Genomic DNA, 22946 nt, shown 5'->3' on the forward strand with positions numbered 1-22946 from the left:
CGGCGCACGCAGGAGCGCGCCGTATCGTCGGTGGCATGAGCCGTGGACTGCATCTGGCCGCCTACCTGCTGGCCTTCGACACCCGGGCCCGGTCGCTGCAGGACCGCCCCCGCGCCGGCTACCTGGTACGCGCCGGCGCCCTGGCCGAACTCGCCGACCGGGGGGCCGCCACCGAGGACGGGGCCGGCCGCGTCCAGGTCACCCTCGCGGATCCCACCGGCGACCGCGTCCTGGACGCGCTGCTCACCGAGCTGGGCGAACGGCCCCGCAGCTGGAAGTCGTGGATCAGGCGCAGCCGCGAGGACACGCTGGAGGCCGTCGAGGAGCAGCTCACCGTCCTCGGCGTCACGACCATGGCCGACCGGGACCCGCACGGCCCCGTCGAGCCGCACCGGCGGGTGGCGCTCAAGGATCCGCGCGAGGCCCTGGACCTGCAGGTGCGGGTGGCCGGGCTCGTCCGCGGCGGGGCGCCGCTGGCGCAGGTTTCGTACGCCGATGCCGTCCTGGCGGCGCTCGCCGCCCACGGGCACCTGCGCCTGGTGCTCTCACGCCACGACCGCAAGGCCCACGCCCGGCGGATCGACCACCTCACCGACCGGCTCGCCGACCGGACGCCGGGCCTCGCCCGGGCCGTGACCCGGCTGAACCTGACCATGATCGCCGGGCAGGGCGGCATCGGCGGCGGCTAGAGCAAAATTGGCCGGCCTTGGTGGGGGTCGTCCTGGCCGTGCGGAATCGGATGGAGAGTCCGTCAAGAGTGAACTCGTGGGCGGCGTAGGCGGCGCCCTCGGCTTCGGGCACGGGCTGGGAGCAGGTGAACCCGCAGGAGTCGTAGACGAGTGCCTTCGCCGCACTGAGATCTCCGTGGGTCGGGGCGGTGTTCAGCCACGGTTGGGGAGGGAGATCGGACGGGTGCTCGCGGTTCGTCGGCATTCGTCCACCCTGTCACGGTTGCTCGGCCGCAGTCGGTTCGGTCCGGCGTCGCGGTGGCGGGCCGGCCCGCGGGGACGGGCCCCGGATAGCCGACGGGACGGCTCCAGCGTTTGACCGGGGGCCGGGTCGGGCGTGCGATGGAAGGTGGGCGGGCGGGTGCAAGGTGCCCGTTCCGCGGCGGACCGGGACGGAGGCGCAGCGATGTACGTCCGCACGATCTATCTGACCGGTGATCCGGCGCTGGCCGACGGGGCACTGGAGGGGTTGAAGGCGAAGTCCGTCCAGTCGCTCTCCGGCCAGGCGGGTTACCGGGGGTTCAGCATCTTCTCGGACCGGCGGCTGGGGAAGATCCTGCTGGGCTCGTGGTGGGAGAGCGCGCAGAACGAGCGGGACAGCTGGACGGCGCTGCACGAGCGGCGTCAGGAGCTGCTGAGCGTGTTCGGCGGCACGGTCACCGTGGGTGGCTGGGAGGCCGCGGTGTTCCGCCGGGGCGACGCGCAGCCGGGGGCGGGGTTCCGGCTGGTGCGGCTGGCCTTCGACCCGGCGGCGGCCGGCCGGCTGGTGGAGACGTTCGAGGCGAGCGCGCTGCCCGGGCTGGAGTCGCTGGAGGGGTTCAGCGGCGGCGCGCTGCTGATCGACCGGGCGCGCGGGACCGGGAGCGTCGGCGCGATCTTCCGCGACCGCGCCGCGCTGGAGGCTTCCCGGGGACCGCAGGCGCAGCTGCGTTCGAAGGTGGCGCAGGCGTCGGGTGTGCAGGTGCAGGCGTTGGAGGAGTTCGACGTCGAGCTCCTCCACCGGCCGTAGAGCGGCCGTAACCGGCAGGGGTCCGGCAGGGGTCCGGCGCCGGGTGCTGCCCGGCGCCGGACAGGCCGGCGGCCGGCGGCCGGCGCCGGCGTGAGGGCGGGGGCGGCTCGGCGGGGTTCGTGCCGGGTGCCGTCGGCGACGGCGTGCCGCCGCGCGGTGTGCCTCGGCGGGAACGATGCTCCGGTGGACGGTCCGCGGACGGGGCCCGGTCGCGGTGTCGGGTCGTCAGCTCCTCAGGCGGTCGCCTTGAGGGTGTCGTCGAGCCAGTCGTAGATGCGGGCCTGGGTCAGGCGCATGGCGCCGGGGTGGCAGTGGGCGCCGGCGCCTTCCTCGGCGGTGAACATCATCAGGGTCTTGGGGCAGGTGAGGTGCTCGTAGAGCTGTTCGGGCTGGCCCTTGAAGAACATGTCGTCCTCGGCGTCGCAGACGAGGGTGGGGCACTGGATCCGTTCGGCGATGCCGCCGGCGAGGGTGTAGTCGAGGTAGGAGGCGTTGAAGGCCCGGGGGGTGTCGACGCCCATGACGTACATGCCGTGGTTGATCGCCCAGCGGGCGATCGGGTCCTTGGTCATGATCTGTTCGAGGGCGGTGTCGAGTTCGGGTGCGGACTGCGCGCGCAGGAGCCGCTCGGCCTCCTCGCGGGTGCCGGGGATGTTGCGGACGGAGGTCTGGCCGAGGTCGTAGAGGCCGTCGACGGCGATCAGCGCGGCCAGGCGGTGTTCGAACGCGGCGGCCCGGGGGGCGAGTATCCCGCCCATGCTGATGCCGAGGAGCGCGATGCGGCTGTTGTCGACGTCCGGGAGGGTCTCGGCGAAGTCCACGACGGGGGTGACGACGTTCTCCCAGTCGGGGCGGAACACCAGGCCCTCGTGGTGGCGCGGGCCGGGCATGCCGGGGCCGTCGAAGACCAGCACGGTGTAGCCGCGCTCGACGCCGGCCATCGCCCCGAAGAAGTGCAGTTCCTCCGCGGTGCCGTCGAAGCCGTTGTGCATGATCAGCGTCGGCCGCGGGGTCGCGGAGTCGTCGACGCGGTACAGGTAGCCCGGCAGGGTGGTGCCCTCGTAGGGGATCTCGACCGGCTCGATGATCGGGGTGAACAGCGCGGCCGCCGCTCGGAAGCAGGCCACGCTGCGGTCGTAGGCGTGGTCGTGACGCGGGTCGCTGGGGTGGCCGTGCAGGAAGAACTCGGCCGACCGGTAGTAGTTCGACGCCCGCAGGAACCCGTCCCGGGCACTCACCCGGTGACCGGCCGCCAGCGCCTTCCCGGCCTGGCCGGACACCCGGTCGGCGGTGGCGAGCCACTCGGTGTACCAGCTGGCGTAGTCGCCCTCGGTGATGCGCTCGCCGGTGGCGACGACCTCGCCGAAGTCGGCCCCGCCGTAGGCGATGTGACTCATCGAGCGCAGGGTCTCGTACCAGAACTGGATGTTGTTCGGGAACAGCAGCTGCTTCATCGGGCACTCCTCAAAGCCGTTAAGCACGGATCTGTGCTTACGACGAGAACCGTAGCCCCTCCGGACACTTGAAGCAAACATCTGTGCTTACGATGTGGGGGTGACTCCGAAGGAACTGACCACACGCATCCGCAAGAGCCCCGAACAGGTCCGCGCGGCCGTCCACCAGGCGGTCATCGACCTGCTCTGCGACCCGAAGGGCGAAGACCTCACCATCCCCGCGATCGCCGGGCGCGCCGGCGTCAACCACACCAGCGTCTACCGGCGCTGGGGCAGCCTCGACACACTTCTGGCCGACATGGTCACCACCCGCCTCGAACGCGACTCGCCGCTGAACGACACCGGCACCCTGCGCGGCGACCTCCTGGCCTGGGCCGAAGCCAGCGTCGCAAGCATCCGCACCGCCGAAGGGCGCGCCCTCGTGCGCGCCGTCGTCCTGTCCATGCCGAACAGCGCCCAGGCCCAGGACGAGCGCGCGCAGCACTTCCGGCGCCGGATGCACTCCATCGAGCAGATCCGCCATCGGGCCACGGCCCGGGGCGAGAACCCGCCGCCCCTGGAGCAGATCCTCGACCAGCTCATCGCACCGTTCTACCTGCGGGCGATCTTCGGCATCGACCCGCCGGCCACCGGCTACCCCGAACTCCTCGTCGACAGACTGCTCGGCAACGCACGTGCGGATCCTGCCGTCGACTGACATCCATAAGAGCATCGCCGTGCGGGCGCGGACGGACTCGAAGGCGGCGCAGGCGTCGGGTGTGCGGTGCAGGCGTCGGAGGAGTTCGACGTCGAACTCCTCCACCGGCCGTGGACCGACCGTAACCGGCAGGGTCCGGCGCCGCCCGGGCCGGCCCGGGCGCGGCGGCCGGGCGCGGCGGCGTGAGGCCGGGGCGGCTCAGCGGAGTTCGTGCCGGGTGCCGTCGGCGACGGCGTGCAGCTTGTCCGGGTTGGCCACGTTGTGGATGGTCCGGATGCGGCCCTCCGGGTCGAAGTCGAAGGTGAGCGTGGCGACCACGCGGTCCGGGCCGCGGAAGACCACGCCCGGGCCGCCGTTGATCCAGGTGAGTTCGGCCCGCATCCGCCCGGGCTCGACGCCCTGGTAGGTCACGGTGCCGAGCGCGGCGAACCAACGGGCCACGGTCTCCAGGCCGACGACCGGCTTGAGGGCCTGGCGGACCTTGCCGCCGCCGTCGGTCCACACGGTCACGTCCGGGGAGAGCAGTTCCATCAGGGTGTTGATGTCGCCGCCGGTCGCCGCCGCGAGGAAGCGCTCGGTGACGTCGCGTTGGCGGGTGCGGTCGGCCGTGAAGCGGGGGCGGCGGGCCTGGACGTGCTCGCGGGCGCGGTGCGCGGCCTGCCGGACGGCCGGTTCGGAGCGTTCCACGGCCTGCGCGATCTCCGCGTGGCTGAAGGCGAAGACCTCCTTCAGGACGAAGACCGCCCGCTCCAGGGGGCTCAGCGTCTCCAGGACGACCAGCAGGGCCGTGGAGACGGAGTCCGCGGTGGCGAGGCCGTCGGCGGTGTCGGGGCCGGTGAGGATCGGCTCGGGCAGCCACGGCCCGACGTAGGTCTCGCGCCTGTGGCGGGTGGAGCGCAGCCGTTCCATCGCCAGGTTGGAGATGATCCGGGTCAGGTAGGCCTTGGGGTCGGCGACCTGGGAGCGGTCGGCCGACGACCACTTGAGCCAGGCGTCCTGGACGGTGTCCTCGGCGTCGGCGGCGCTGCCGAGGATCCGGTAGGCGACGGAGAAGAGCAGGGTGCGGTACTGCTGGAAGGCGAGCTGGTCGGGGCCGGGCTGCTGCGGCTGGTTCACTTGGCACTCCTGATCCGGGTGTGGCGGCCGCCGTGCGGCCAGAGGGCGCCCGAGGCGGGCATCTTCTTCATCCGCGCGAAGGTCGCCCACGGCGCGGCGGAGACCGTCTCCTTGTACTTCGCGGCCCGCTTGCCGGTCAGCACGATCCGGCGCGGGCTGTCGTCGGGGTGGGTGAACTGCACGACGGCGTCGGCGCGGCCCAGGCTGACGGGCGTGTGGTAGTAGCCGAAGCGGAACGGCTTGGGTTCCTTGCCGGCCAGCAGGCGCAGGATCGACAGGGCCGCGTGCACGCCGGTGGGCATGCCGCCCTGGCAGGTCCCGTGCATCACGCCGTAGCCCTGGCGGATCGCCGCCGCGTCGCCCACCGCGTGGACGTCCGGGTGGGAGACCGAGCGCAGTGCGCTGTCGGTGACCACCCGGCCGCGTTCGTCGACGGTCAGGCCCGCGGCGGCGGCCAGCGGCGGGACGCGGGTGCCGCTGGTCCACAGCACCGCGGCCGCCGGGACGCCGGTGCCGTCGGCGAGCTCGACGCCGTCCGGCAGCACCTCGACCACCTCGGCGCCGGCGCGCACCTGGACGCCGAGCCGGGCGAGCGCCGCGTCCAGGTGGGCCTTGGCCTTGGGGTGCATGGTCGCGCCCGGCTCCTGGCGGCCGAGCAGCACGACCTGGAGCCGGGGGTGCCGCTCGGCGATCTCCGCGGCGGCCTCGACACCGGTCAGGCCGCTGCCGGCGACCACGACGCTCGCGCCGTCGTCGAGCCCAGTCAGCCGGTCGGCGAGGAGGGCGGCGTCCTGCGGGCTGTCGAGGGTGTAGGCGTGGTCGTCCACGCCCGGGACCGCGGCGGTGTCCGTGACGCTGCCCAGGCCGTAGACCAGGGTGTCGTAGTGCAGGACCTGGTCGTCGTCGATCCGGACGGTCTTCGCCTCGGCGTCCACGGCGGTGACCCAGCCGCGGACGAAGACGGCGCCGGTGCCGTCCAGCAGCTGCGGGATGCTCATCACGGCCGTCGGCCGGCCGGTGGCGGTCATGTGCAGGCGCAGCCGCTCGGTGAAGGTGTCGTGGGGGTTGACCAGGGTCACGCGCAGGTTCCCGCGCTTCCTGGTGCGGGCCGCGAGCTGGATCGCGGCGGCGAGGCCGGCGTAGCCGGCGCCCAGGACCAGGACCTCGTGCTGCCGTGCTGTCGCCTCGTTCATCGTTCTGCTGCCTCCGTCGTGGCGGTGGTTCCCGTTGTGCGGACGACCACCAGACGCAAGCTGCCCTCCCGTTCGTGACATGGGGCCGATGTGCCCTGCGTCACACCCGGAAAGGGGAGGGTGGTGCGGGCGGCGTCGGTGCCCCGGGCGCCGCGACGCGCAGCATTGAATCATGATCGACGGGCTCCGCGCAGGAACTGACGGAGCGGCAGGGCGGGCAGGCAGGCCTCAGCCGCTCGCATGACCGCCCCCGTCCCGGAGGCGGTGGCCGGGCCGCGGGTACCCCGGGTGGGCGCGTGCCGCGGCCGCCCCCGGTGGGAGGGGTGTCCTCCTGCCGGGGGCGGCGCGGTGCGGGGTGCTGCGAGGTGGTGCGGGGCGTGCGGGCCGCCGGGCGTTACGCGGGCTGCTCGGCGGTGTGCAGGGTGCTCACCTCCGCGGCGGTGAGGGCCTTGTCGTACGCGTGGACCTGGTCGATCGAGCCGTTCCAGAAGTCCACGTTGCCGCCGTTCCACTTGGCGCGGCCGAGGCTGAGCGGGCCGGTGGAGACGTCGGCCGACGTGGACGGGACGGTGGCGGCGAGGGTGCCGTCGACGTACAGGGAGATGGTGCCGGCCGCGGCGTCGTGGACGCCGACCAGGTGGTACCAGCGGCCGAGCTGCGGGGTGATCGGCAGCCGGGCCCGGACGCCGCCGGGGACGCTGAAGGCGAAGGCCCCCTGGCCGTACTGCAGGTAGAACGGGTTCTCGGTGCGGCGGCCGTCCTGGCTGGCCACGGTGGCGTAGTTGCCGGGCAGGGCGTCCAGGGTGGCCCAGGCGGAGATGGAGTAGTTGCCGGTGGTGTCGAGGACGGGCCCGGCGCTCTGGGCGTACTGCGCCTGGCCGTCGAACTTCAGGGCGCTGCCGCTGATGCCGGGGGTCCAGGTGGCGCCGGCGGTCAGGGTCAGCGCGGCCTTGTTCGGGCCCTGGTCGGCGGCGGTGGTGCCGGTGCCCTCGTCGAGCGACCAGGAGCCGCCGCCCTTGAGCTCGGAGCGGGCGCCGGCCGCGGCGCCGGCGGCGATGACCTTGAGGTTGATCGCGCGGACCGGGGCCGGGTCGACCTTGATCTGGCGGCGGTCGTACGTCCAGAGGCCGTTCAGCTCGTTCTCCAGGTCGGTGACCTGGGTGTAGACGGAGCCGGAGAGTTCGGCGCCGGCGGCGGCGAGGTAGAACGTCTCGGTGTTCTCGACGTACTTGCGGGTGAGGGCGGCCTTGTCGGTCACGCCGCTGTAGATGACGGTCGGGGCGCCGGGCCACATGTGGCCGGGGGCGCGCAGGGTGAAGCCGCCGTGCTCGCCGTCCATGGCGGCGCGCTTGCCGTCCGGGAACGCCGGGTCGTTGTTGCCGTAGTCGTGGTGGTCGATGATGTCGCCCTTGCCGGAGTCACCCTTGGAGGCGCAGCAGTTGACACCGCTGTGGGCGTTGACGATGCGGGAGGGGTCGGCGGCCTTGACGGCGTCGGTGAGCTTGCCGGTCTCCTCGCGGTTCCACTCGCCCCAGCCCTCGTTGAAGACGATCCAGCCGATCAGGGAGGGGGAGTTGTGGAGGAGCTTCATCTCCGCCATGCCTTCGGCGACGAACTCCTGCTGTCCGGCGGGGGTGCTGAAGTCGCCGGAGACGAAGTCCTGCCAGACGAGCAGGCCCAGCTTGTCGGCCTGGTAGTACCAGCGCGGGGACTCGACCTTGATGTGCTTGCGGACGGCGTTGAAGCCGAGGTCCTTCTGGGCCTTGAGGTCGAAGGTGATGGCGGCGTCGGTGGGTGCGGTGTAGAGGCCGTCGGGCCAGAAGCCCTGGTCGAGTTCGGCGAGTGAGAAGATCGGCTTCCCGTTGAGGACGATCTTCTGGTAGCCGCCGACGTCCTGGACGGCGATCTTCCGCATGCCGAAGTAGCTCTTGACCGTGTCGGTCTGCTTGCCGTTGGTCAGGGTGACCTTGAGGTCGTAGAGGTACGGGTCGTCGGGTGTCCACAGGTGCTGGTTGCTCACCGGCAGGTGGAGCAGGGTGTTGGCGGGGCCGCTGACGGAGCCGACGACGTTGCCCGCGGTGTCCTTGGCGACGGCCTTGACGAGGGTGCCGGCCGGGGCGCCGGGGGAGTTGACGGTGACGGCGAGGGTGCCGGTGTCGATGTCGGGGGTGGTGGTGATGCTGTCGACGGAGGTGGCCGCGACGGGTTCCATCCAGACGGTCTGCCAGATGCCGGAGGACTGGGTGTAGACGATGCCGCCGGGGTTGGCGGACTGCTTGCCGAGGGGCTGGTCGGCGCCGGCGGTGTCGGTGACCGCGACGACGATCTCCAGCGGGCCGGTGCCCTTGAGGGCGTCGGTGATGTCGGCGGAGAAACCGGTGTAGCCGCCGGTGTGCTCGGCGACCTTGGTGCCGTTCACCCAGACGGTGGCCTGGTTGTCGACGGCGCCGAAGTTCAGCTTGAGGCGCTGGCCGGAGCCGATCTTCCAGCCCTTGGGGACGGTGACCGTGCGGCGGTAGAACATGTGGTCCTCGTGCCGCTCCAGGCCGGAGAGCATCGACTCGACCGGGTACGGCACGATGATCTTCTCGCCGAGGTCCTTGCCGAAGACGGGCTGCTCGCCGGCGGCGGCGCCGGCGAACTGCCAGGGGCCGTTGAGGTTCAGCCAGTCGTCGCGGACCTGCTGGGGGCGGGGGTACTCGGGCAGCGGGTGATTCTTGTCGACCTTGTCGGTCCACGGGGTGGTGAGGCGGTGCTCGGAGGCGTTGGCGGCGGTGCGGGCGATCTCGGGGACGCTCTGGCCGGCGGAGGTCAGGCCGCCCTTGCCGTCGTAGCGGACCCGGACCTGCTGGCCCTTCTGGATCGGCTCGGAGAGCTTGACGATCACCGAGCGCTTGTCGTCGGAGGCGGTGGCGATCGCCTTGACGGGCATCGGCGTGGTGTCGGACTCGACCGTCAGGTGGCCCGCGACGCCTGCCACGTCGGCGACCTTGCCGTCGAAGGTGGCCTGCACCTTGAGGCCGTCCTTGGCGACGGACAGGGCGACGGGGTAGACGCTGAATCCGGCGGGCGGGGTGAAGGCGCTCTCGGGCACCAGTTGCTTGGGCATCGCCGGGCTGGACCAGCGCAGGTACATGTTGGCGCCGCCGACGTCCTGGAACATCTCCAGGCGGAAGTCGTGGCGTTCGCCGGCCTTCAGGTGGAGGGCGGCGCTGGTCTGCTCGCGGTCCCAGTCGGGCACCCAGTGGTCGATGACGGGCGCGCCGTCGACGAAGAGCCGGAAGCCGTTGTCGCCGATGGCGTAGAAGGTGTAGTCGCCGTCGGCGGGGGCCTCGATCTGGCCGGTCCAGCGGGCGGTGGTGTTCTCCTGGCGGCCGGTCGTCTCCTGGAAGGTCGAGGCCAGGCCGGGGAGGTTGATCTGCGGATCGAGGGCGACGCCGCCGAGCTCGGCGAAGTCACGGGCGCCGGGGGCCGACATCCGGTAGTACTCGCCCTTCAGGCCGTGCGCCTGGGTGGCGGGGTCGGCGGCGGCGAAGGTCGCGGTGCTGTCGGAGGGTTCGGCGGCCGAGGCGGCGGGGACCAGACCGACCAGGGGCAGCGAGAGGGTCGCTGCCAGCAGCAGCGCCCATGTCCTGCCTCGGTGTCGGGTGGCTGGCTGTCGTGTCATGCGGTGGCTCCTCACACGGGGGGATGGAGGGTGGCGGGGCACCCCGCGGGCGGCGGTGCGTCCGTCCGGGGGACGTAGGGGTGCGGCCCGGGCCGCGTCGGGGTGTCCGCGGCGCGCCGGGTGCCCGTCGCGGCCGCGGCGCCGTGGTGCCGGCGGCGGATGTGCCGGGGTGGACGGCGTGGGGCGGCGCGGCGGGTGACGGCGGCTCGGCCACGGTGGGGACGGGCCAGGAAGCTCTCTTCCAACGTTGGAAACGTTGCTGCCAACGGCATAAGAGCATGCGTCAGGAGTCGTGTCCAGATGTGCGGCGCGGTTCGCCCGAAACCGGCACCGACGCACCGACGCCGCCTCACACCCCGGCCCACGGTGCTGGACCAGCGCTTACCCGGCGCTCGGGCGGTCCGCCGCGGCGGCCTTCGCGACGGACCCGACAGGGGCGCTCAGGTCACGGTAAGGAAATGTTCCGGAAACCGGGAGAGCGATCCCTTGGCGCGCTCGCTTCCGATGTGTATAACGTTGTAAACGCCAGCGACCCGGCTCCCTGGAATCGCTCGGCGGCGCTCGGAACCACCCGGACCATCGCACTGCCCGCTGGCATCAGCACAGGTCGACCACGTGTCACCCGACGTACCGCAGCCGCCCGGAGCCGCCGGCCGGCGCCGGAGACGACTCCGGACCTCCAGGACCGAAACCCCCGACGGCCCCCACCGCCGCCCTCAAGGAGTGTCGTGAGCATGTCCGTTCGCAGATCCCGTACCCTCACCGCCGCCTGCCTGCTCACCGTGGCCGCCACCCTGGCCGCCTCCGGCTGCGCCAAGCAGGAGGGATCCTCCACCGCCGCCTCCGGCAACTCCAGCGCCGGCGCCCAGGTCGTCGCCTCACCCACCGCCGCCGCGGGCGACGCCACCGGCGGCTGCGACCTCAAGACCTACGGCGCCACCAAGCTCGACCTCAAGGACACCGTCGTCGGCTTCTCCCAGTCCGAGAAGGAAGCCAACCCCTTCCGCATCGCCGAAACCCAGTCCATCAAGGACGAAGCCGCCGAACTCGGCGTCAAGAAGCTCCTCACCACCAACGCCCAGTCCCAACTCCCCAAGCAGATCAGCGACATCCAGGACATGCTCAACCAAGGCGCCCAACTCCTCATCGTCGCCCCCCTCAACTCCGACGGCCTCGAGCCCGCCCTGCAGGCCGCCGCCGCCAAGCACGTCCCCGTCATCACCATCGACCGCAAACTCAACGCCACCCCCTGCAAGGACTACCTCACCTTCATCGGCTCCAACTTCGTCGACCAGGGCAAGCGCGCCGCCGACGCCCTCGTCAAGGCCACCGGCGGCACCGGCAAGGTCGCCGTCCTGCTCGGCACCTCCGGCAACGGCGTCACCACCGACCGCACCAAGGGCTTCGTCGACCAGATCGCCGCCACCGCCCCCGGCCTGCAGATCGTCGCCCAGCAGACCGGCGAATTCGCCCGCGACAAGGGCCAGCAGGTCACCGAACAACTCCTCCAGTCCCACCCCGACATCACCGCGATCTACGCCGAGAACGACGAGATGGGCCTCGGCGCCGTCACCGCGATCAAGAGCGCCGGCAAGAAGCCCGGCACCGACATCAAGATCGTCTCCGTCGACGGCACCCGCAACGCCGTCCAGGCCCTCGCCGGCGGCGAATACAACGGCGTCGTCGAATCCAACCCCCGCTTCGGCCCCCTCGCCTTCGCCACCGCACAGAAGTTCTTCGACGGCACAGGCATCCCCGACAACGTCATCATCACCGACCGCGCCTACGACCCCGACAACGCCAAAACCTCCCTCGACAGCGCCTACTGACGGGAACCCACCGCACGACCACCGTCCGGACGGTCGACGAGCAACCGGGCCGTGCCCGCCCACGCGGCGGACACGGCCCGGCCCCTCCTCCCCCGAACCCCCGGCCCAGCCCTGGAAGGCCATCACCATGGCACCACCCCCAGCCGTCCCGGCGAAGACCGCACCGGCGGCCACCGACTCGCCGACCGCCCCCGTCCTGGAGGCGATCGGCGTCAGCAAGCGCTTCCCCGGTGTGGTGGCGCTCGACGACGTCTCCTTCACCCTGCGCGCGGGCGAGATCCACGCCCTCGTCGGGGAGAACGGCGCCGGCAAGTCCACCCTGATCAAGGTCCTCACCGGTGTCCACCGCCCCGACGGCGGCGAACTGCGCCTGGGCGGCGAACCGGTGGCGTTCGGCCGCCCCTTCGAGGCCCAGCAGGCCGGGGTGGCCACCATCTACCAGGAGGTCAACCTCGTCCCGCTGATGAGCGTGGCGCGCAACATCTTCCTCGGCCGGGAGCCCAAGACCCGCTTCGGCCTGATCGACTTCCACCGCATGCACCGGGAGGCCGCCGAGCTGCTCGCCGGCCTCGGCGTCACCGCCGACGTCCGGCGCCCGCTGAACACCCTGGGCGTGGGCACCCAGCAGATGGTCGCGCTGGCCCGGGCCGTCTCGGTCCGGGCCCGGGTGGTGGTGATGGACGAACCCACCTCCTCCCTGGAACCCCGCGAGGTGGAGACGCTCTTCCGGGTGATCGGCGAACTGCACGGACGCGGCATCGCCGTCGTCTACGTCAGCCACCGGATGGACGAGCTGTACCGGATCTGCGAGCGCGTCACCGTGCTGCGCGACGGGAAGCTGGTGCACACCGGCCCGCTGGCCGAACTGAACCGGATGCAGCTGGTCGCGATGATGCTCGGCCGCGAACTCACCGAGGTCCGCCGGAGCGGCGTCACCGCCTTCGGCGAGGGGCACCACTCCCGGCACGAGCCCGTCCTGACCGCCACCGGCCTGACCCGCGGCCACGAACTCCACGGCATCGACCTGGCGTTGCGCCCCGGCGAGGTGCTCGGCCTGGGCGGCCTGCTCGGCTCCGGGCGCAGCGAGACCGCCAAGGCACTGGCCGGCGCGCTCGCCCTGGACGGCGGGGAGATCCGGGTCGCCGGGCAGCCGCTGCGCCGGCACAGCCCCGCGGCGGCGATCCGGGCGGGCATCAGCCTGCTGCCGGAGGACCGCAAGGCCGAGGGCATCGTGCCCGGCCTGTCGGTGCGCGAGAACATCGTGCTCGCGGCGATGCCCCGGCTCTCCCGGTTCGGCGTCGTCTCCCGCGCCAAGCAGGACAAGATCGTCGAGATCTTCATGAAGCGGCTGCGGATCAAGGCCTCCGGTCCCGAGCAGAAGGTCGGTGAACTGTCCGGCGGCAACCAGCAGAAGGTGCTGCTGGCCCGTTGGCTCTGCCTGGAGCCCAAGGTCCTGCTGCTGGACGAGCCGACCCGCGGCATCGACGTCGGCGCGAAGGCCGAGGTGCAGGCCCTCGTCGACGAACTCGCCCGGGAGGGCCTGGCCGTGCTGCTGATCTCCTCCGACATCGAGGAGCTGATCGAGGGCGCCGACCGCCTCCTGGTGCTGCGCGGCGGCGCGGTCGCCGGCGAACTGACCGGGGAGCAGGTGACGGAGGACGACCTGCTGGCCGTGCTCGCCGCCCACTCCCCCGACGCCCCGGCCCCGGCCGGCGCCCCCCACTCCCCCGCCCGTGACGGCCACGACGCCCCCGACGGCCAGGACGGCCCCCGATGACCCACGCCCCCCTCGCCCTGCCCCGGAAGGCCGCCGCCCGGCCGGACGTCACCAGGCTGCTCCAGCGGTACGGCGTCTACCTCGCCGTCGCGCTGCTGCTGGTGTTCAACGCGCTCTTCACCGAGCACTTCCTGACCGTCGCCAACCTGCGCACCCAACTCGTCCAGGTCGCGCCGGTGGTCATCGTCGCGCTCGGCATGGCCCTGGTGATCGGCACCGAGGGCGTCGACCTCTCGGTCGGCTCGACGATGGCGCTGGCCAGTTCGCTGCTGCCGCTCTACCTGGGCTACGGCCTGGTGCCGGCGCTGCTGGTGGCCCTGCTCGCCGGGGTGGTGGTCGGCGCGGTCAACGGCTCGCTGGTCGCCCTGGTCGGCCTGCAGCCGATCGTCGCCACCCTCGCCCTGTTCGTCGGCGGCCGGGGCCTGGCCCTGGTGATCGCCGACGGGCAGCTCAAGCAGATCCAGAACACCGACCTGCTGGGGCTGGGCACCGACAGCCTGCTGGGCGTCCCGCTGGTCGTCCTGATCGCCGGGGTGCTGGCGCTGGCCGTCGCGTTCCTCGTCCAACGCACCACTTTCGGACGCCAGTTGGTGGCCGTCGGTGGCAACCGGGCGGCCGCCGCGCTGGCCGGGCTGCCGGTGCGACGGGTGCTGATCGGCGTCTACGTGCTCTGCGGGATGCTCGCCGCGCTGGCCGGCGTGCTGGCCACCGCGCGGCTCACCGCCAGTGACCCCTCCGCGCTCGGCAACCTGATGGAACTCTCCGCGATCACCGCCGTCGTGGTCGGCGGCACCCCGCTGACCGGCGGCTCGATCCGGGTCCTGGGCACGGTGACCGGCGCCCTGCTGATGCAGCTGCTGCACGCCACCCTGGTCAGCCACAACCTGCACGACTCCACCGCCCAACTCGCCCAGGCCGCCATCATCCTCGTCGCCGTCTACATCGCCCGGGAGCGCCGATCCCGATGAACCTCCTCCCCACCGCCACCGCCACCGCCGTGCCCGCCCGCTCCCGCCCGGCCCCCGCCGGCCCCGGCCGGGCCCTCGAACTGCTGCGCCGCCAGGGCGTGCTGGCCGTCCTGCTGCTGGTCGTCCTGGTCTCCTCGTTCGTCTTCCCCGCCTTCGCCAGCGTGGACAACGCCCGCAGCATCACCGTCCAGGTCTCGTTCCTGTCGATCGTCGCCCTCGGCATGACCATGGTGATCATCACCGGCGGCATCGACCTGTCCGTGGGCTCGGTCTTCGCCCTCGGCGGCGTGCTCGCCGCCTGGGCCTCGCAATGGGGCGCCGCCCCGGCGCTGCTGGTGCCGATCGTCGTCTGCGGCGCCATCGGCCTGGTGAACGGCCTGCTGGTGGCCCGCGCCGGAATGGCACCCTTCATCGTCACGCTCGCCTCGCTGCTGGCCGCCCGCGGCCTGCTGCTCGCGCTGACCCACGAGGGCGCCACCACCTACCTGGTGCCGCGCGGCTCGTTCTTCGCCGAGCTCGGCCAGGGCACCGTCGGCGGCTTCGGGTACCCCGTGCTGGTCGCGCTGGCCCTGTTCGCCCTCGGCGGCCTGGTCCTGCAGCGGACCTCGCTGGGCCAGAGCATGTTCGCCGTCGGCGGCAGCAGCGACGCCGCCACCCTGATGGGCCTGCCGGTCGCCCGCACCAAGGTGCTGGTCTACGTGCTCAGCGGCCTGCTCGCCGGCCTGGCCGGGGCCCTCAACGCGGCCCGGCTCTCCTCCGGCGTCACCATCATCGGCGTCGGGATGGAACTGGACGCGATCTCCGCGGTCGTCATCGGCGGCACCCTGCTGGTCGGCGGCGCGGGCTCGGTCTCCGGCACCCTGTGGGGCGTCCTGCTGCTGGCGGTCATCCAGAACCTGATCAACCAGATCGGCTCGCTCAACTCCTCCTACCAGTCCGTGGTCAGCGGCGGGTTCCTGATCCTGGTCGTGGTCACCCAGCGCTACCTCTCCAAGGTCCGCAGGACCTGACCCCGCCCGGCTCCGGCCCGAACACGCCCGGCCCCGGCCCCGGATGTCACCCGCGGCCGGGCCGGCGGGCCAGACTGGGGCCGGGCACCGCCGCGCCGAAACGGCCGGCCGAAGGAAGGAAATCCGTGGGCGCCAGCCTCAAAGACGTCGCGCAGCGCGCAGGCGTATCGGTCAAGACCGTCTCGAACGTGGTGAACAACTACCCGCACGTCACCCCCGCGATGCGAGAACGCGTCCAGCAGGCCATCGACGAGCTCGGCTACCGGCCCAACCTGATCGCCCGTCACCTGCGCAAGGGACGCACCGGCATCATCGCGCTGGCCGTGCCCGAACTCGGCAACCCGTACTTCGCCGAACTGGCCGGCGCCGTGATCGACGCCGCCGCCCGCCACGACTACACCGTGCTGCTGGACCACACCGGCGGGCGGCGCGAGAACGAGATCCTGGTCTCCCAGGGGTTCCGCGCCCACGTGATCGACGGCCTGATCCTCAGCCCGATCGAACTGGAGGCCGAGGACCTGCTCGGCCGCTCCGAGGACGCCCCGCTGGTGCTGCTCGGCGAACGCGAGTACGAGGCCCCCTACGACCAGATCGCCATCGACAACGTGGCCGCCGCGAGATCCGCGGTGCGCCACCTGACCGGCCTCGGGCACCGCCGGATCGCCTTCCTCGGCGCCCGCAGGGAGAGCGCCCGCCGCCCGGCGCACCTGCGGCTGCGCGGCTGGCGCGAGGAGCTCACGGCCGCGGGGCTGCCCTGCGACGACTCCCTGGTCGCCGCCACCGACGGCTACGGCCGGGTGGACGGCGCCGCCGCGATGAACGCCGTCCTGGACCGCGGCGAGCGCCCCGACGCCGTGTTCGCCTACAACGACCTGGTCGCGCTCGGCGCCATGCGGGTGCTGACCGAACGCCGGCTGCGGGTGCCGCAGGACGTCTCGGTGGTCGGCTTCGACGACATCGAGGAGGGCCGCTTCTCCCCCGTCGCCCTCACCACCGTCTCGCCCGACAAGCAGGCCATCGCCAGGCTCGCCGTCCAACGGGTCGTCGCCAGACTGGCCGGCACCCCCGGACTGGAACCCGAGCACATCCAGCCCGGCTACACCCTCACGGTCCGGGAGTCGACCGCCCGGCGCACCTGATCCCCCACCGCAGCCGACCACCCACCGCCGCACGGCGTGCCGCCCCTCCCCGAGGACTGACGATGCCCCAGCCCGCGCCCCACCGTGAACCGTTCGGCCGCGCCCCCGACGGACGTCCGGTGGACCTCTGGAGACTGGAGTCCGCCTCCGGCGTGAGTGCCGAGATCCTCACCTACGGCGGCGTCCTGCACCGCCTGTCGGTGCCGGACACCGCCGGGCGCAGCCGCTCGGTCGTGCTGTCCCTGCCGGACGTGCCGGCGTACGCGGCGCGCAGCCCGTACTTCGGTGCCCTGGTGGGGCGTTACGCCAACCGGATCGCGGGCGGGCGGTTCAGCATCGAGGGGCGCTCCTACCGGGTGCCGGTGAACGACCACGGCCACGCGCTGCACGGCGGGCCGGAGGGCTTCCACAGCCGGCTCTGGCAGGCCGAACCGGCCGGCGGGCGGGCCGCGGTGGAGTTCTCGCTGGTCAGCCCGGACGGTGACATGGGCTTCCCCGGGGCGCTGTCGGTGCGCGCCCGGTACGCGCTCGACGAGGCGGGGACGCTGTCGGTGGCCTTCGAGGCGTTCTGCGACCGCCCGACCGTGGTGAACCTGACCAACCACGCCTACTTCAACCTGGGCGGCGCCGGCTCCGGCGACGTGCTCGGGCACCTGCTGGAGGTGGACGGCGACGAGTTCCTGCCGGTCGCGCCGGACGCCATCCCGTACGGTCCGGCGCGGGCGGTGGCCGGCACCCCGTTCGACCTGACAGGGCCCCGGCCCGTCGGCCGGGCCCTGGCGGTCGAGGACCAGCAGCTGAAGAACGCCGGCGGCTTCGACCACTGCTGGCTACTACGCCCGGCGGCCGGGCCCGATGCCCTGCGCCCGGCGGCCCGGCTGGCCGACCCGGCGAGCGGGCGGGCGCTGGAGGTGTGGACCACCGAACCGGGCCTGCAGGTCTACACCGCCAACCGGTTGGACGGCACGCTGGCGGACGCCGACGGCCACCACCACCCCCGGCACGGCGGCATCTGCCTGGAGACCCAGCACCTGCCCGACTCGCCCAACCGGCCCGAGTACCCGAGCACCGTCCTACGCCCCGGCGAACGCTTCACCAGCCGCACCGAGTTCCGCTTCCCGCACCTGCCGCCCACCCCGGCCTGAACCCGGCCACCCAGGCCTGAACCGACCACCGACCACCGACCACCGACCACCACTGATCCGTCGCCGCCCGACCCACGACGTGCGTGCCCGCCCCGGCTCTCATGATCGCGTCAAGGGCCGGGCTCCGGTCCTCGACGGGTCGTGGAGCGGGACCCTCGCCGGGCGCGCAGGGCAGCTCGTCCCCGTCGCGACACGGCAGATCGACACCGCCACGAGACCCACCGGGGCCGGCCCCGCGCAGTGGCACCGGCGGGGTGCTCGCGCGGGGCTCCGAGGGCAACCGAGGGCCGCCCGGAACCTCCCTGGACGACCCCTGCGCCGGCCCCACCTGCGGCGAGGTCCGATGCCATGACGTGCCGCCGGTCGCCGTGGGCCCGCGGAAGGCTCCGCCGACGCCTGACCGCCGCAGCTCCGGGAGGCCGCCGCACCCCCGGCGGCCGAGCGGCGACCGAGCGGCCGAGGCAAGGCCGACGCGCACCCACCGGGGCCGCATCGACGTCCCCGGGGGACGCCCCGGCCAGGTGCCCGGCCCGCCACTTCCACAAGCTCTTCAAGTACTCAAAAGCCCCGAATAGCCCCAGTAGCGGACATACACCGCCTTCAGGTCCATTCCCCGGAGAAGCCTGGACTCCGGTGCCACCGAAGGGTAGAAAGTCCCCACCCCCATCGGTCGGTGCACTGACTAATCTCCGCGGGGGCCCGAGCGGCGCAGATCCGCAGCCGCAGACCGGGCGCATCCGCCCCGGTACGCCCACCCACCACCGCCCCTCCCGCCCTCCCCCGCGCGCCGTCCCCCGCATGCCGCACGATCCCAAAACCCTGCCCCGCGACGCCGGCATCCGCGCCCTGCCACTGCCACTGCCATCGGCACCGGTACCGGTACCGGTACCGCAGCGGCCCGGCCGGCCCGTCGGGACAGCTCGTGCTGCCCGAACCGTGACTCCCGGTTCCCGCCCGGCCTGCACGCCCGGCACACACGCCCCGGCACACACGCCCCGGCACACGTCACCCGGGCACGGCCTCGCACCGGGGCCGTCCGCCGCCCCCGTCCTCCTCCCCCCGTCCCCTGAGTTCCGGAGCCCGCCATGCCGAAGCACGCCCGTCCCCGCCGGATGCCGACCGCTCTCCTGTCCGGGCGGTGGATGACCACCGCGGCGCTGGCCGGTGCGGCCGTCGCGGTCGCCGCCGCCAACGCCACCCCCAGCCATGGCAGCGACCCGAGCCCGGTCACGGCGGCCTCCCCTCAGGCCACCCAGCTCGAACCCACCGCATGGAGCACTCCCGCCTCCGCCCACCGCACCGCCGTGGCCGGTCACAGCAGTTCCGCGATCCCCACGCAGCGCGCGGCCCTGCCCACCCAACGCACCTCCGCGATCCCCGCGCAGCGCGCGGCCCTCCCCCCGCAACGCGGTACCAGCACCGGAACGGCCCGTACGGCAGCCCCGTCCTCGCCCGCCGCGCACCCTTCCGCCACGCCGTCCCGCACGGCCCGGACGTGGACGGCCGACCACCCGGCCACCGCCGCGTCCGGTACCGCCGCCCCCGCTACGGCGCCGGCAGTCGTGACGTCGACCCCCACCGCCGCCGCTTCCGCTCACGCCACCGCCACCGCCACCGCCACCGCCGCTGCTTCCGCTCACGCCACCGCCGACAGCGGCGCGGCCACCCACTCCTGGAGCGGGGCGTCCGGCTCGGCCCACCCCTGGAGCGGGGCGTCCGGCTCGGCCCACCCCTGGGGCGGGGCGTCCGGCTCGGCCCACCCCTGGGGCGGGGCGTCCGGCGGCGGCGCCTGGCAGGCCACCGGCCCGTACGCGAACGCGGGCGGCGGCAGCTCCCGGCCCGCCGCGCAGGCCGCCGCGACGCCGGGCCAGGCGTCGCCCGCCCAGGCGCCGAGCACCCAGGCGCCGACCACCCAGGCCACCGGCGACCTGGACACCTGGATCAAGGACGCCTTGGTCGTCATGGCCGACAATCACATCCCGGGCAGCTACGACGGGATCTACCGCAACATCATGCGGGAGTCGTCCGGCGATCCGCAGGCCATCAACCTCACCGACTCCAACGCCGCGGCCGGCCACCCGTCGAAGGGGCTGCTTCAGGTGATCGACCCCACCTTCCAGGCGTACCACGTACCGGGCACCTCCATGGACATCTACGACCCGGTGGCCAACATCACCGCCGCCTGCAACTACGCCGCCGACTTCTACGGCTCCATCGACAACGTCAACGGCCCCTACTGACGGCGGGGACGTCCGCGCGTTTCCGGGCGGGGGGCCGGAGCGGGCGGGCGGGCGGGCGGTGCCGTACCGGCGAAGGCGGCTCCGGCCGGCCGCGTCGGCGGCGTGGGCGCGGGCAGGCAGGCGCCGCGGAGTCGCGGCACGGGCCGCCCGGGGACGGGCGGGTTCAGAAGGCGGAGCGGATGAGCCCGCCGTCCACGCGGATCGTCGCTCCGCTGATGTACTGGGCGTAGGCGCCGCACAGGTAGGCCACCGCGGCCGCGATCTCGTCGGGCTCGCCGAACCGCCCCTGGTCGTTGGGGATCAGGGCCTCGACCGCGTTGGGCAGGATCTCGTCCCAGGTCCGGCCCCAGCCACGGTCGGGCCCGATCTGCGTGACGAGTTCCTTCGTGGCTTCGACGAGGATCGCGCCGGGCGAGACGACGTTCGACGTGACGCCCGTGCCCTTGAGGTCGCGGGCCAGCGACACCGCGAGATTGTGGCGGGCCGCCAGGGTGGCGTTGTACTGGGGGTGGGTGTTCATCGGCTGGGAGGCCAGGCCGCCGCCGATGGTGACGACCCGGCCCCAGCCGCGTTCGCGCATCGCGGGAACCAGGTGCTGGATCATCCGCACCCCCGACACGACGTTGACGTTGTAGGTGTCGTTCCACTCCGTGACGAGGATGTCCACGGGGCCGTCCGCGGTGGCCGCCCGGGCGACGTCGGCGGCGCCCTCGTCGGTGGCCAGGTCGCCGAGCGCGGTGCCGGCCGTTCCGCCGGCCGCACGGATCGATGCCGCGACCGCTTCCACGCGGTCCTTGTCGCGGCCGTGGACCACCACGGCCGCCCCTTCCGCCGCCAGCAGCCTGGCGGTGGCCTCGCCGAGCCCGGCACTCGAACCGGTGACCAACGCGCGCTTGCCGAGGAGATCGAGGTTCATCTGCTGCTTCCCTTCCAGGACCGGCCCCGCACCCTGGTGATCCGGTGGGACGGCCGCTGCATCAGCAAGTCTACACCTGTATACATAGCTGCCTCCTGGCCTGCCTCGGCCTACGAGCAGCGAGCAGCGAGCAGGGAGCAGCGACGCCCGGCGGCCAAGGCCGACGGGCGGCGAGGGGCGGGCAGGCCGAGGCAGGTGCGCGCCGGCCCGGGCCGCACGGACTGCCGCGGCACGGACCGCGGCGGCGCGTCCGCCTACTGCGCAGCGGCGCCGGAGCCCGGAGCGGGCCGGGCGGCGGACTCCTGGGTGACGGGCTCCTGGGTGACGGGCTCCAGCATCGCGGCGAGGAGTTCCGCGAGCCGGTCGTTGTCGACGTCCGCCAGCGCCCGGGTACCGACGACGGCGCGCAACAGCCAGGTGCCGGCCGTCAGGGCGAGCCCGAGCTGTGCCCGGAGCTCCGCCTCGGAGCCGCCGATCAGCCCCGCGAGGCGAGCACCCACGTGGGCCTCGATGCCCTGCCGGACGATGTCCGCCGCCTCGGGGTCGGAGGCGGACCGCAGGGTGAGGAGGAACGGGTCGAGGTGTTCGGTGCCGTGCGCCGTGCTCTCGGCGAGCGACCGCGCCATGGTGCGCGTCAGGTCGTGGCGTTCGGTGCCGACGACGGTCGGTGGCCCGAAGGAGCGGTCCACCGCCTCGGCGAACAGGCCCTGCTTGGAACCGAAGTAACGGTTGATCATCATCGCCGACACGCCCGCCCGCTCGGCGATCTGCCGAACACCGGCCCCGGCGTACCCGTTCTCGGTGAACTCCACGACGGCGGCGGCGAGAATCGCTTCACGCGTCATCGCGGCATCGCGCCGACGGGCTGGTTGTGCGGCACTCATGGGACCGAGCATACGGCCCGGCGTCCACGGCCGTGGACGAGCGCCCGGCCACCGCGCGCCCCGGGACCAGGGCTCCTGCCGTCCGCGTCCCGCGGGTCGGCCCGGGGTGACGGACAGCCAGGGCGCGGGGCGGGCCCGGCGTCCGGTCTCATCCGGTGGCGGGGTCCGCTTCGCCGGGCCCGGCCGCCGGGCCTTCGGTCCCACCGGACCCTGCCGGGGCGGTGAACGTCGGGTCGTGGCCGGTCAGGTCGCGGCTGGCCGTCCAGAGACGTGCCGCGGTCGTGGTGTCGGCCAGGTGGCTCCAGAGGGGTTCGATCCTGGGCGTGCCGCGCAGCCCGAACGCCCGCGGGCTCAGCATCCGGCCGCCGCGCACAGCCGGGTCGAGTACGGCCCGGACGGCGGGCCATGCGGCAGTGTCCTTGCCCTGGACGAGCAGGCCGAGCGGCAGGCGGCTCAGCCGCTCGCCGGTGGTGCGGACGTGGAGCGGCGGGCGCGAGGGAGTGAGGGAGTCGAGTGCGCCGCCGGGGTGGACGAGCACGCTCAGCGTCGTGCTGCCGGCGGCGCGGAGGCGGCGGTCGAGTTCGAGGGCGAAGAGCATCTGGGCCAGCTTGGAGCGTGCGTAGGCGCGCTTGGGCCGGTAGTCGCGGGTGCTCTGGAGGTCGTCGAGGTCCAGGCGTTCGGACTTGGCCGCGAAGCTGCCGGTGGTGACGATCCGGCTCCCGGGGGTCGCCGTGAGCAGCGGGGCCAGGTGGTGGGTCAGCGCGAAGTGCCCCAGGTGGTTGGTCGCGAACATCAGCTCGTGGCCGTCGCCGGTGGCACGGCGCGGCGGGCGGTCGAGCGCCACCCCGGCGTTGAGGACGACCGCGTCCAGGCGGTCCAGGCCGAGCGCGTCCACCGACGCCTTGAGCGAGTCGAGGTCGGCGAGGTCCAGAGGCATGTGCTTCACGTGGGCGCCGGGCACGCGCGAGCCGATGGAGCCGATCGCGGCCTCGGCCTTCGCCCGGTCGCGGCTGCCGAGAACGACCGTGGCCCCGGTGCCGGCGAGCTGCTCGGCGACGAAGTACCCGATGCCCGCGTTGCCGCCGGTGACCAGGAAGTTCCTTCCCCGGGCGCGAGGCAGCCGGTGGACGTCCCATCGCGGGGCCTGGGGTACGGAGGACATGGCGGCGGCTCC

Annotated in this window: 17 protein-coding genes and 1 pseudogene; 10 read left to right on the forward strand and 8 right to left on the reverse strand. The window is 73.2% G+C overall.

The features are described 5' to 3' along the window. Positions 1 to 35: 35 nt before the first annotated feature. Entirely contained in the window at positions 36 to 689 is a 654-nt protein-coding gene (locus J2S46_RS40200) for a GOLPH3/VPS74 family protein (protein ID WP_191294699.1), read from the forward strand. Here J2S46_RS40200 and J2S46_RS40995 read toward each other — a convergent pair. Further along, the gene (locus J2S46_RS40995; RefSeq protein ID WP_191294698.1) at positions 589 to 933 is read right to left on the reverse strand and encodes a MepB family protein; all 345 of its coding nucleotides are present in this window, start codon (positions 931 to 933) and stop codon (positions 589 to 591) included. The genes J2S46_RS40200 and J2S46_RS40995 overlap by 101 nt on opposite strands. Before the next feature lie 201 nt (positions 934 to 1134). On the opposite strand from J2S46_RS40995, the gene J2S46_RS40210 reads away from it, so the two are divergent. Then, positions 1135 to 1737, forward strand: coding sequence for a hypothetical protein (locus J2S46_RS40210; RefSeq protein ID WP_191294697.1), 603 nt, complete (start codon positions 1135 to 1137; stop codon positions 1735 to 1737). 233 nt (positions 1738 to 1970) lie between these two features. On the opposite strand, the gene J2S46_RS40215 is transcribed toward J2S46_RS40210, so the two are convergent. Next, positions 1971 to 3191 carry an alpha/beta hydrolase family protein gene (locus J2S46_RS40215; protein ID WP_191294696.1) on the reverse strand — a complete coding sequence of 407 codons (1221 nt, stop codon included), beginning with the start codon at positions 3189 to 3191 and terminating at the stop codon, positions 1971 to 1973. Positions 3192 to 3291: 100 nt separating this feature from the next. Here J2S46_RS40215 and J2S46_RS40220 point away from each other — a divergent pair, with 100 nt between their 5' ends. After that, the gene (locus J2S46_RS40220) at positions 3292 to 3888 is read left to right on the forward strand and encodes a TetR-like C-terminal domain-containing protein (RefSeq protein ID WP_191294695.1); all 597 of its coding nucleotides are present in this window, start codon (positions 3292 to 3294) and stop codon (positions 3886 to 3888) included. A gap of 198 nt (positions 3889 to 4086) precedes the next feature. Here J2S46_RS40220 and J2S46_RS40225 read toward each other — a convergent pair whose 3' ends face one another. The 3 genes from J2S46_RS40225 to J2S46_RS40235 all read right to left on the reverse strand — a co-directional run bounded on the left by J2S46_RS40225 (position 4087) and on the right by J2S46_RS40235 (position 9864). Then, positions 4087 to 5004, reverse strand: coding sequence for an RNA polymerase sigma-70 factor (locus tag J2S46_RS40225; RefSeq protein ID WP_191294694.1), 918 nt, complete (start codon positions 5002 to 5004; stop codon positions 4087 to 4089). Beyond that, positions 5001 to 6197: an NAD(P)/FAD-dependent oxidoreductase gene (locus tag J2S46_RS40230; protein ID WP_191294693.1), complete on the reverse strand. Its 1197-nt coding sequence runs from the start codon at positions 6195 to 6197 to the stop codon at positions 5001 to 5003. The genes J2S46_RS40225 and J2S46_RS40230 overlap by 4 nt, the downstream gene beginning before the upstream one ends. 394 nt (positions 6198 to 6591) lie before the next feature. Continuing rightward, entirely contained in the window at positions 6592 to 9864 is a 3273-nt protein-coding gene (locus tag J2S46_RS40235) for a LamG-like jellyroll fold domain-containing protein (protein WP_191294692.1), read from the reverse strand. Between the two features lie 734 nt (positions 9865 to 10598). Here J2S46_RS40235 and J2S46_RS40240 point away from each other — a divergent pair. The 7 genes and pseudogenes from J2S46_RS40240 to J2S46_RS41000 all read left to right on the forward strand — a co-directional run. Then, positions 10599 to 11693 carry an ABC transporter substrate-binding protein gene (locus tag J2S46_RS40240; RefSeq protein WP_307353119.1) on the forward strand — a complete coding sequence of 365 codons (1095 nt, stop codon included), beginning with the start codon at positions 10599 to 10601 and terminating at the stop codon, positions 11691 to 11693. Between the two features lie 127 nt (positions 11694 to 11820). Beyond that, positions 11821 to 13470 (forward strand): sugar ABC transporter ATP-binding protein, encoded by a 1650-nt coding sequence (locus J2S46_RS40245; protein WP_191294843.1) that lies wholly within the window; start codon positions 11821 to 11823, stop codon positions 13468 to 13470. Then, positions 13467 to 14438 (forward strand): ABC transporter permease, encoded by a 972-nt coding sequence (locus tag J2S46_RS40250; protein WP_191294842.1) that lies wholly within the window; start codon positions 13467 to 13469, stop codon positions 14436 to 14438. The genes J2S46_RS40245 and J2S46_RS40250 overlap by 4 nt, the downstream gene beginning before the upstream one ends. Continuing rightward, on the forward strand, positions 14435 to 15448 hold the full coding sequence (locus tag J2S46_RS40255) for an ABC transporter permease (protein WP_191294841.1): 1014 nt from the start codon (positions 14435 to 14437) through the stop codon (positions 15446 to 15448). The genes J2S46_RS40250 and J2S46_RS40255 overlap by 4 nt, the downstream gene beginning before the upstream one ends. Before the next feature lie 125 nt (positions 15449 to 15573). After that, a complete protein-coding gene (locus tag J2S46_RS40260) occupies positions 15574 to 16587 on the forward strand; it encodes a LacI family DNA-binding transcriptional regulator (protein WP_190215907.1) in 1014 nt (337 codons plus the stop codon). Between the two features lie 62 nt (positions 16588 to 16649). Then, positions 16650 to 17732 carry an aldose epimerase family protein gene (locus J2S46_RS40265; RefSeq protein ID WP_307353125.1) on the forward strand — a complete coding sequence of 361 codons (1083 nt, stop codon included), beginning with the start codon at positions 16650 to 16652 and terminating at the stop codon, positions 17730 to 17732. Between the two features lie 1919 nt (positions 17733 to 19651). Then, positions 19652 to 19972, forward strand: a pseudogene (locus tag J2S46_RS41000) (transglycosylase SLT domain-containing protein); the annotation flags it as partial. A gap of 163 nt (positions 19973 to 20135) precedes the next feature. On the opposite strand, the gene J2S46_RS40275 reads toward J2S46_RS41000, so the two are convergent. The 3 genes from J2S46_RS40275 to J2S46_RS40285 all read right to left on the reverse strand — a co-directional run bounded on the left by J2S46_RS40275 (position 20136) and on the right by J2S46_RS40285 (position 22934). Beyond that, positions 20136 to 20888, reverse strand: coding sequence for an SDR family NAD(P)-dependent oxidoreductase (locus J2S46_RS40275; RefSeq protein ID WP_191293891.1), 753 nt, complete (start codon positions 20886 to 20888; stop codon positions 20136 to 20138). Between the two features lie 254 nt (positions 20889 to 21142). Continuing rightward, positions 21143 to 21733 (reverse strand): TetR/AcrR family transcriptional regulator, encoded by a 591-nt coding sequence (locus J2S46_RS40280; protein ID WP_229913305.1) that lies wholly within the window; start codon positions 21731 to 21733, stop codon positions 21143 to 21145. A gap of 187 nt (positions 21734 to 21920) precedes the next feature. Beyond that, positions 21921 to 22934 carry an SDR family NAD(P)-dependent oxidoreductase gene (locus tag J2S46_RS40285; RefSeq protein ID WP_191293893.1) on the reverse strand — a complete coding sequence of 338 codons (1014 nt, stop codon included), beginning with the start codon at positions 22932 to 22934 and terminating at the stop codon, positions 21921 to 21923. Between the last annotated feature and the right edge of the window lie 12 nt (positions 22935 to 22946).

Origin of the sequence: Kitasatospora herbaricolor, from assembly GCF_030813695.1 — a bacterium.
Taxonomy (GTDB): domain Bacteria; phylum Actinomycetota; class Actinomycetes; order Streptomycetales; family Streptomycetaceae; genus Kitasatospora; species Kitasatospora herbaricolor.

Bases quoted from the DNA above. Each gene is read 5' to 3' on its own strand.
- J2S46_RS40230 (WP_191294693.1), bottom strand. From the start codon at position 6,197: ATGAACGAGGCGACAGCACGGCAGCACGAGGTCCTGGTCCTGGGCGCC.
- J2S46_RS40250 (WP_191294842.1), top strand. From the start codon at position 13,467: ATGACCCACGCCCCCCTCGCCCTGCCCCGGAAGGCCGCCGCCCGGCCG.
- J2S46_RS40265 (WP_307353125.1), top strand. From the start codon at position 16,650: ATGCCCCAGCCCGCGCCCCACCGTGAACCGTTCGGCCGCGCCCCCGAC.
- J2S46_RS40280 (WP_229913305.1), bottom strand. From the start codon at position 21,733: ATGACGCGTGAAGCGATTCTCGCCGCCGCCGTCGTGGAGTTCACCGAG.
- J2S46_RS40245 (WP_191294843.1), top strand. From the start codon at position 11,821: ATGGCACCACCCCCAGCCGTCCCGGCGAAGACCGCACCGGCGGCCACC.
- J2S46_RS40275 (WP_191293891.1), bottom strand. From the start codon at position 20,888: ATGAACCTCGATCTCCTCGGCAAGCGCGCGTTGGTCACCGGTTCGAGT.
- J2S46_RS40995 (WP_191294698.1), bottom strand. From the start codon at position 933: ATGCCGACGAACCGCGAGCACCCGTCCGATCTCCCTCCCCAACCGTGG.
- J2S46_RS40215 (WP_191294696.1), bottom strand. From the start codon at position 3,191: ATGAAGCAGCTGCTGTTCCCGAACAACATCCAGTTCTGGTACGAGACC.
- J2S46_RS40235 (WP_191294692.1), bottom strand. From the start codon at position 9,864: ATGACACGACAGCCAGCCACCCGACACCGAGGCAGGACATGGGCGCTG.
- J2S46_RS40285 (WP_191293893.1), bottom strand. From the start codon at position 22,934: ATGTCCTCCGTACCCCAGGCCCCGCGATGGGACGTCCACCGGCTGCCT.
- J2S46_RS40255 (WP_191294841.1), top strand. From the start codon at position 14,435: ATGAACCTCCTCCCCACCGCCACCGCCACCGCCGTGCCCGCCCGCTCC.
- J2S46_RS40210 (WP_191294697.1), top strand. From the start codon at position 1,135: ATGTACGTCCGCACGATCTATCTGACCGGTGATCCGGCGCTGGCCGAC.
- J2S46_RS40200 (WP_191294699.1), top strand. From the start codon at position 36: ATGAGCCGTGGACTGCATCTGGCCGCCTACCTGCTGGCCTTCGACACC.
- J2S46_RS40240 (WP_307353119.1), top strand. From the start codon at position 10,599: ATGTCCGTTCGCAGATCCCGTACCCTCACCGCCGCCTGCCTGCTCACC.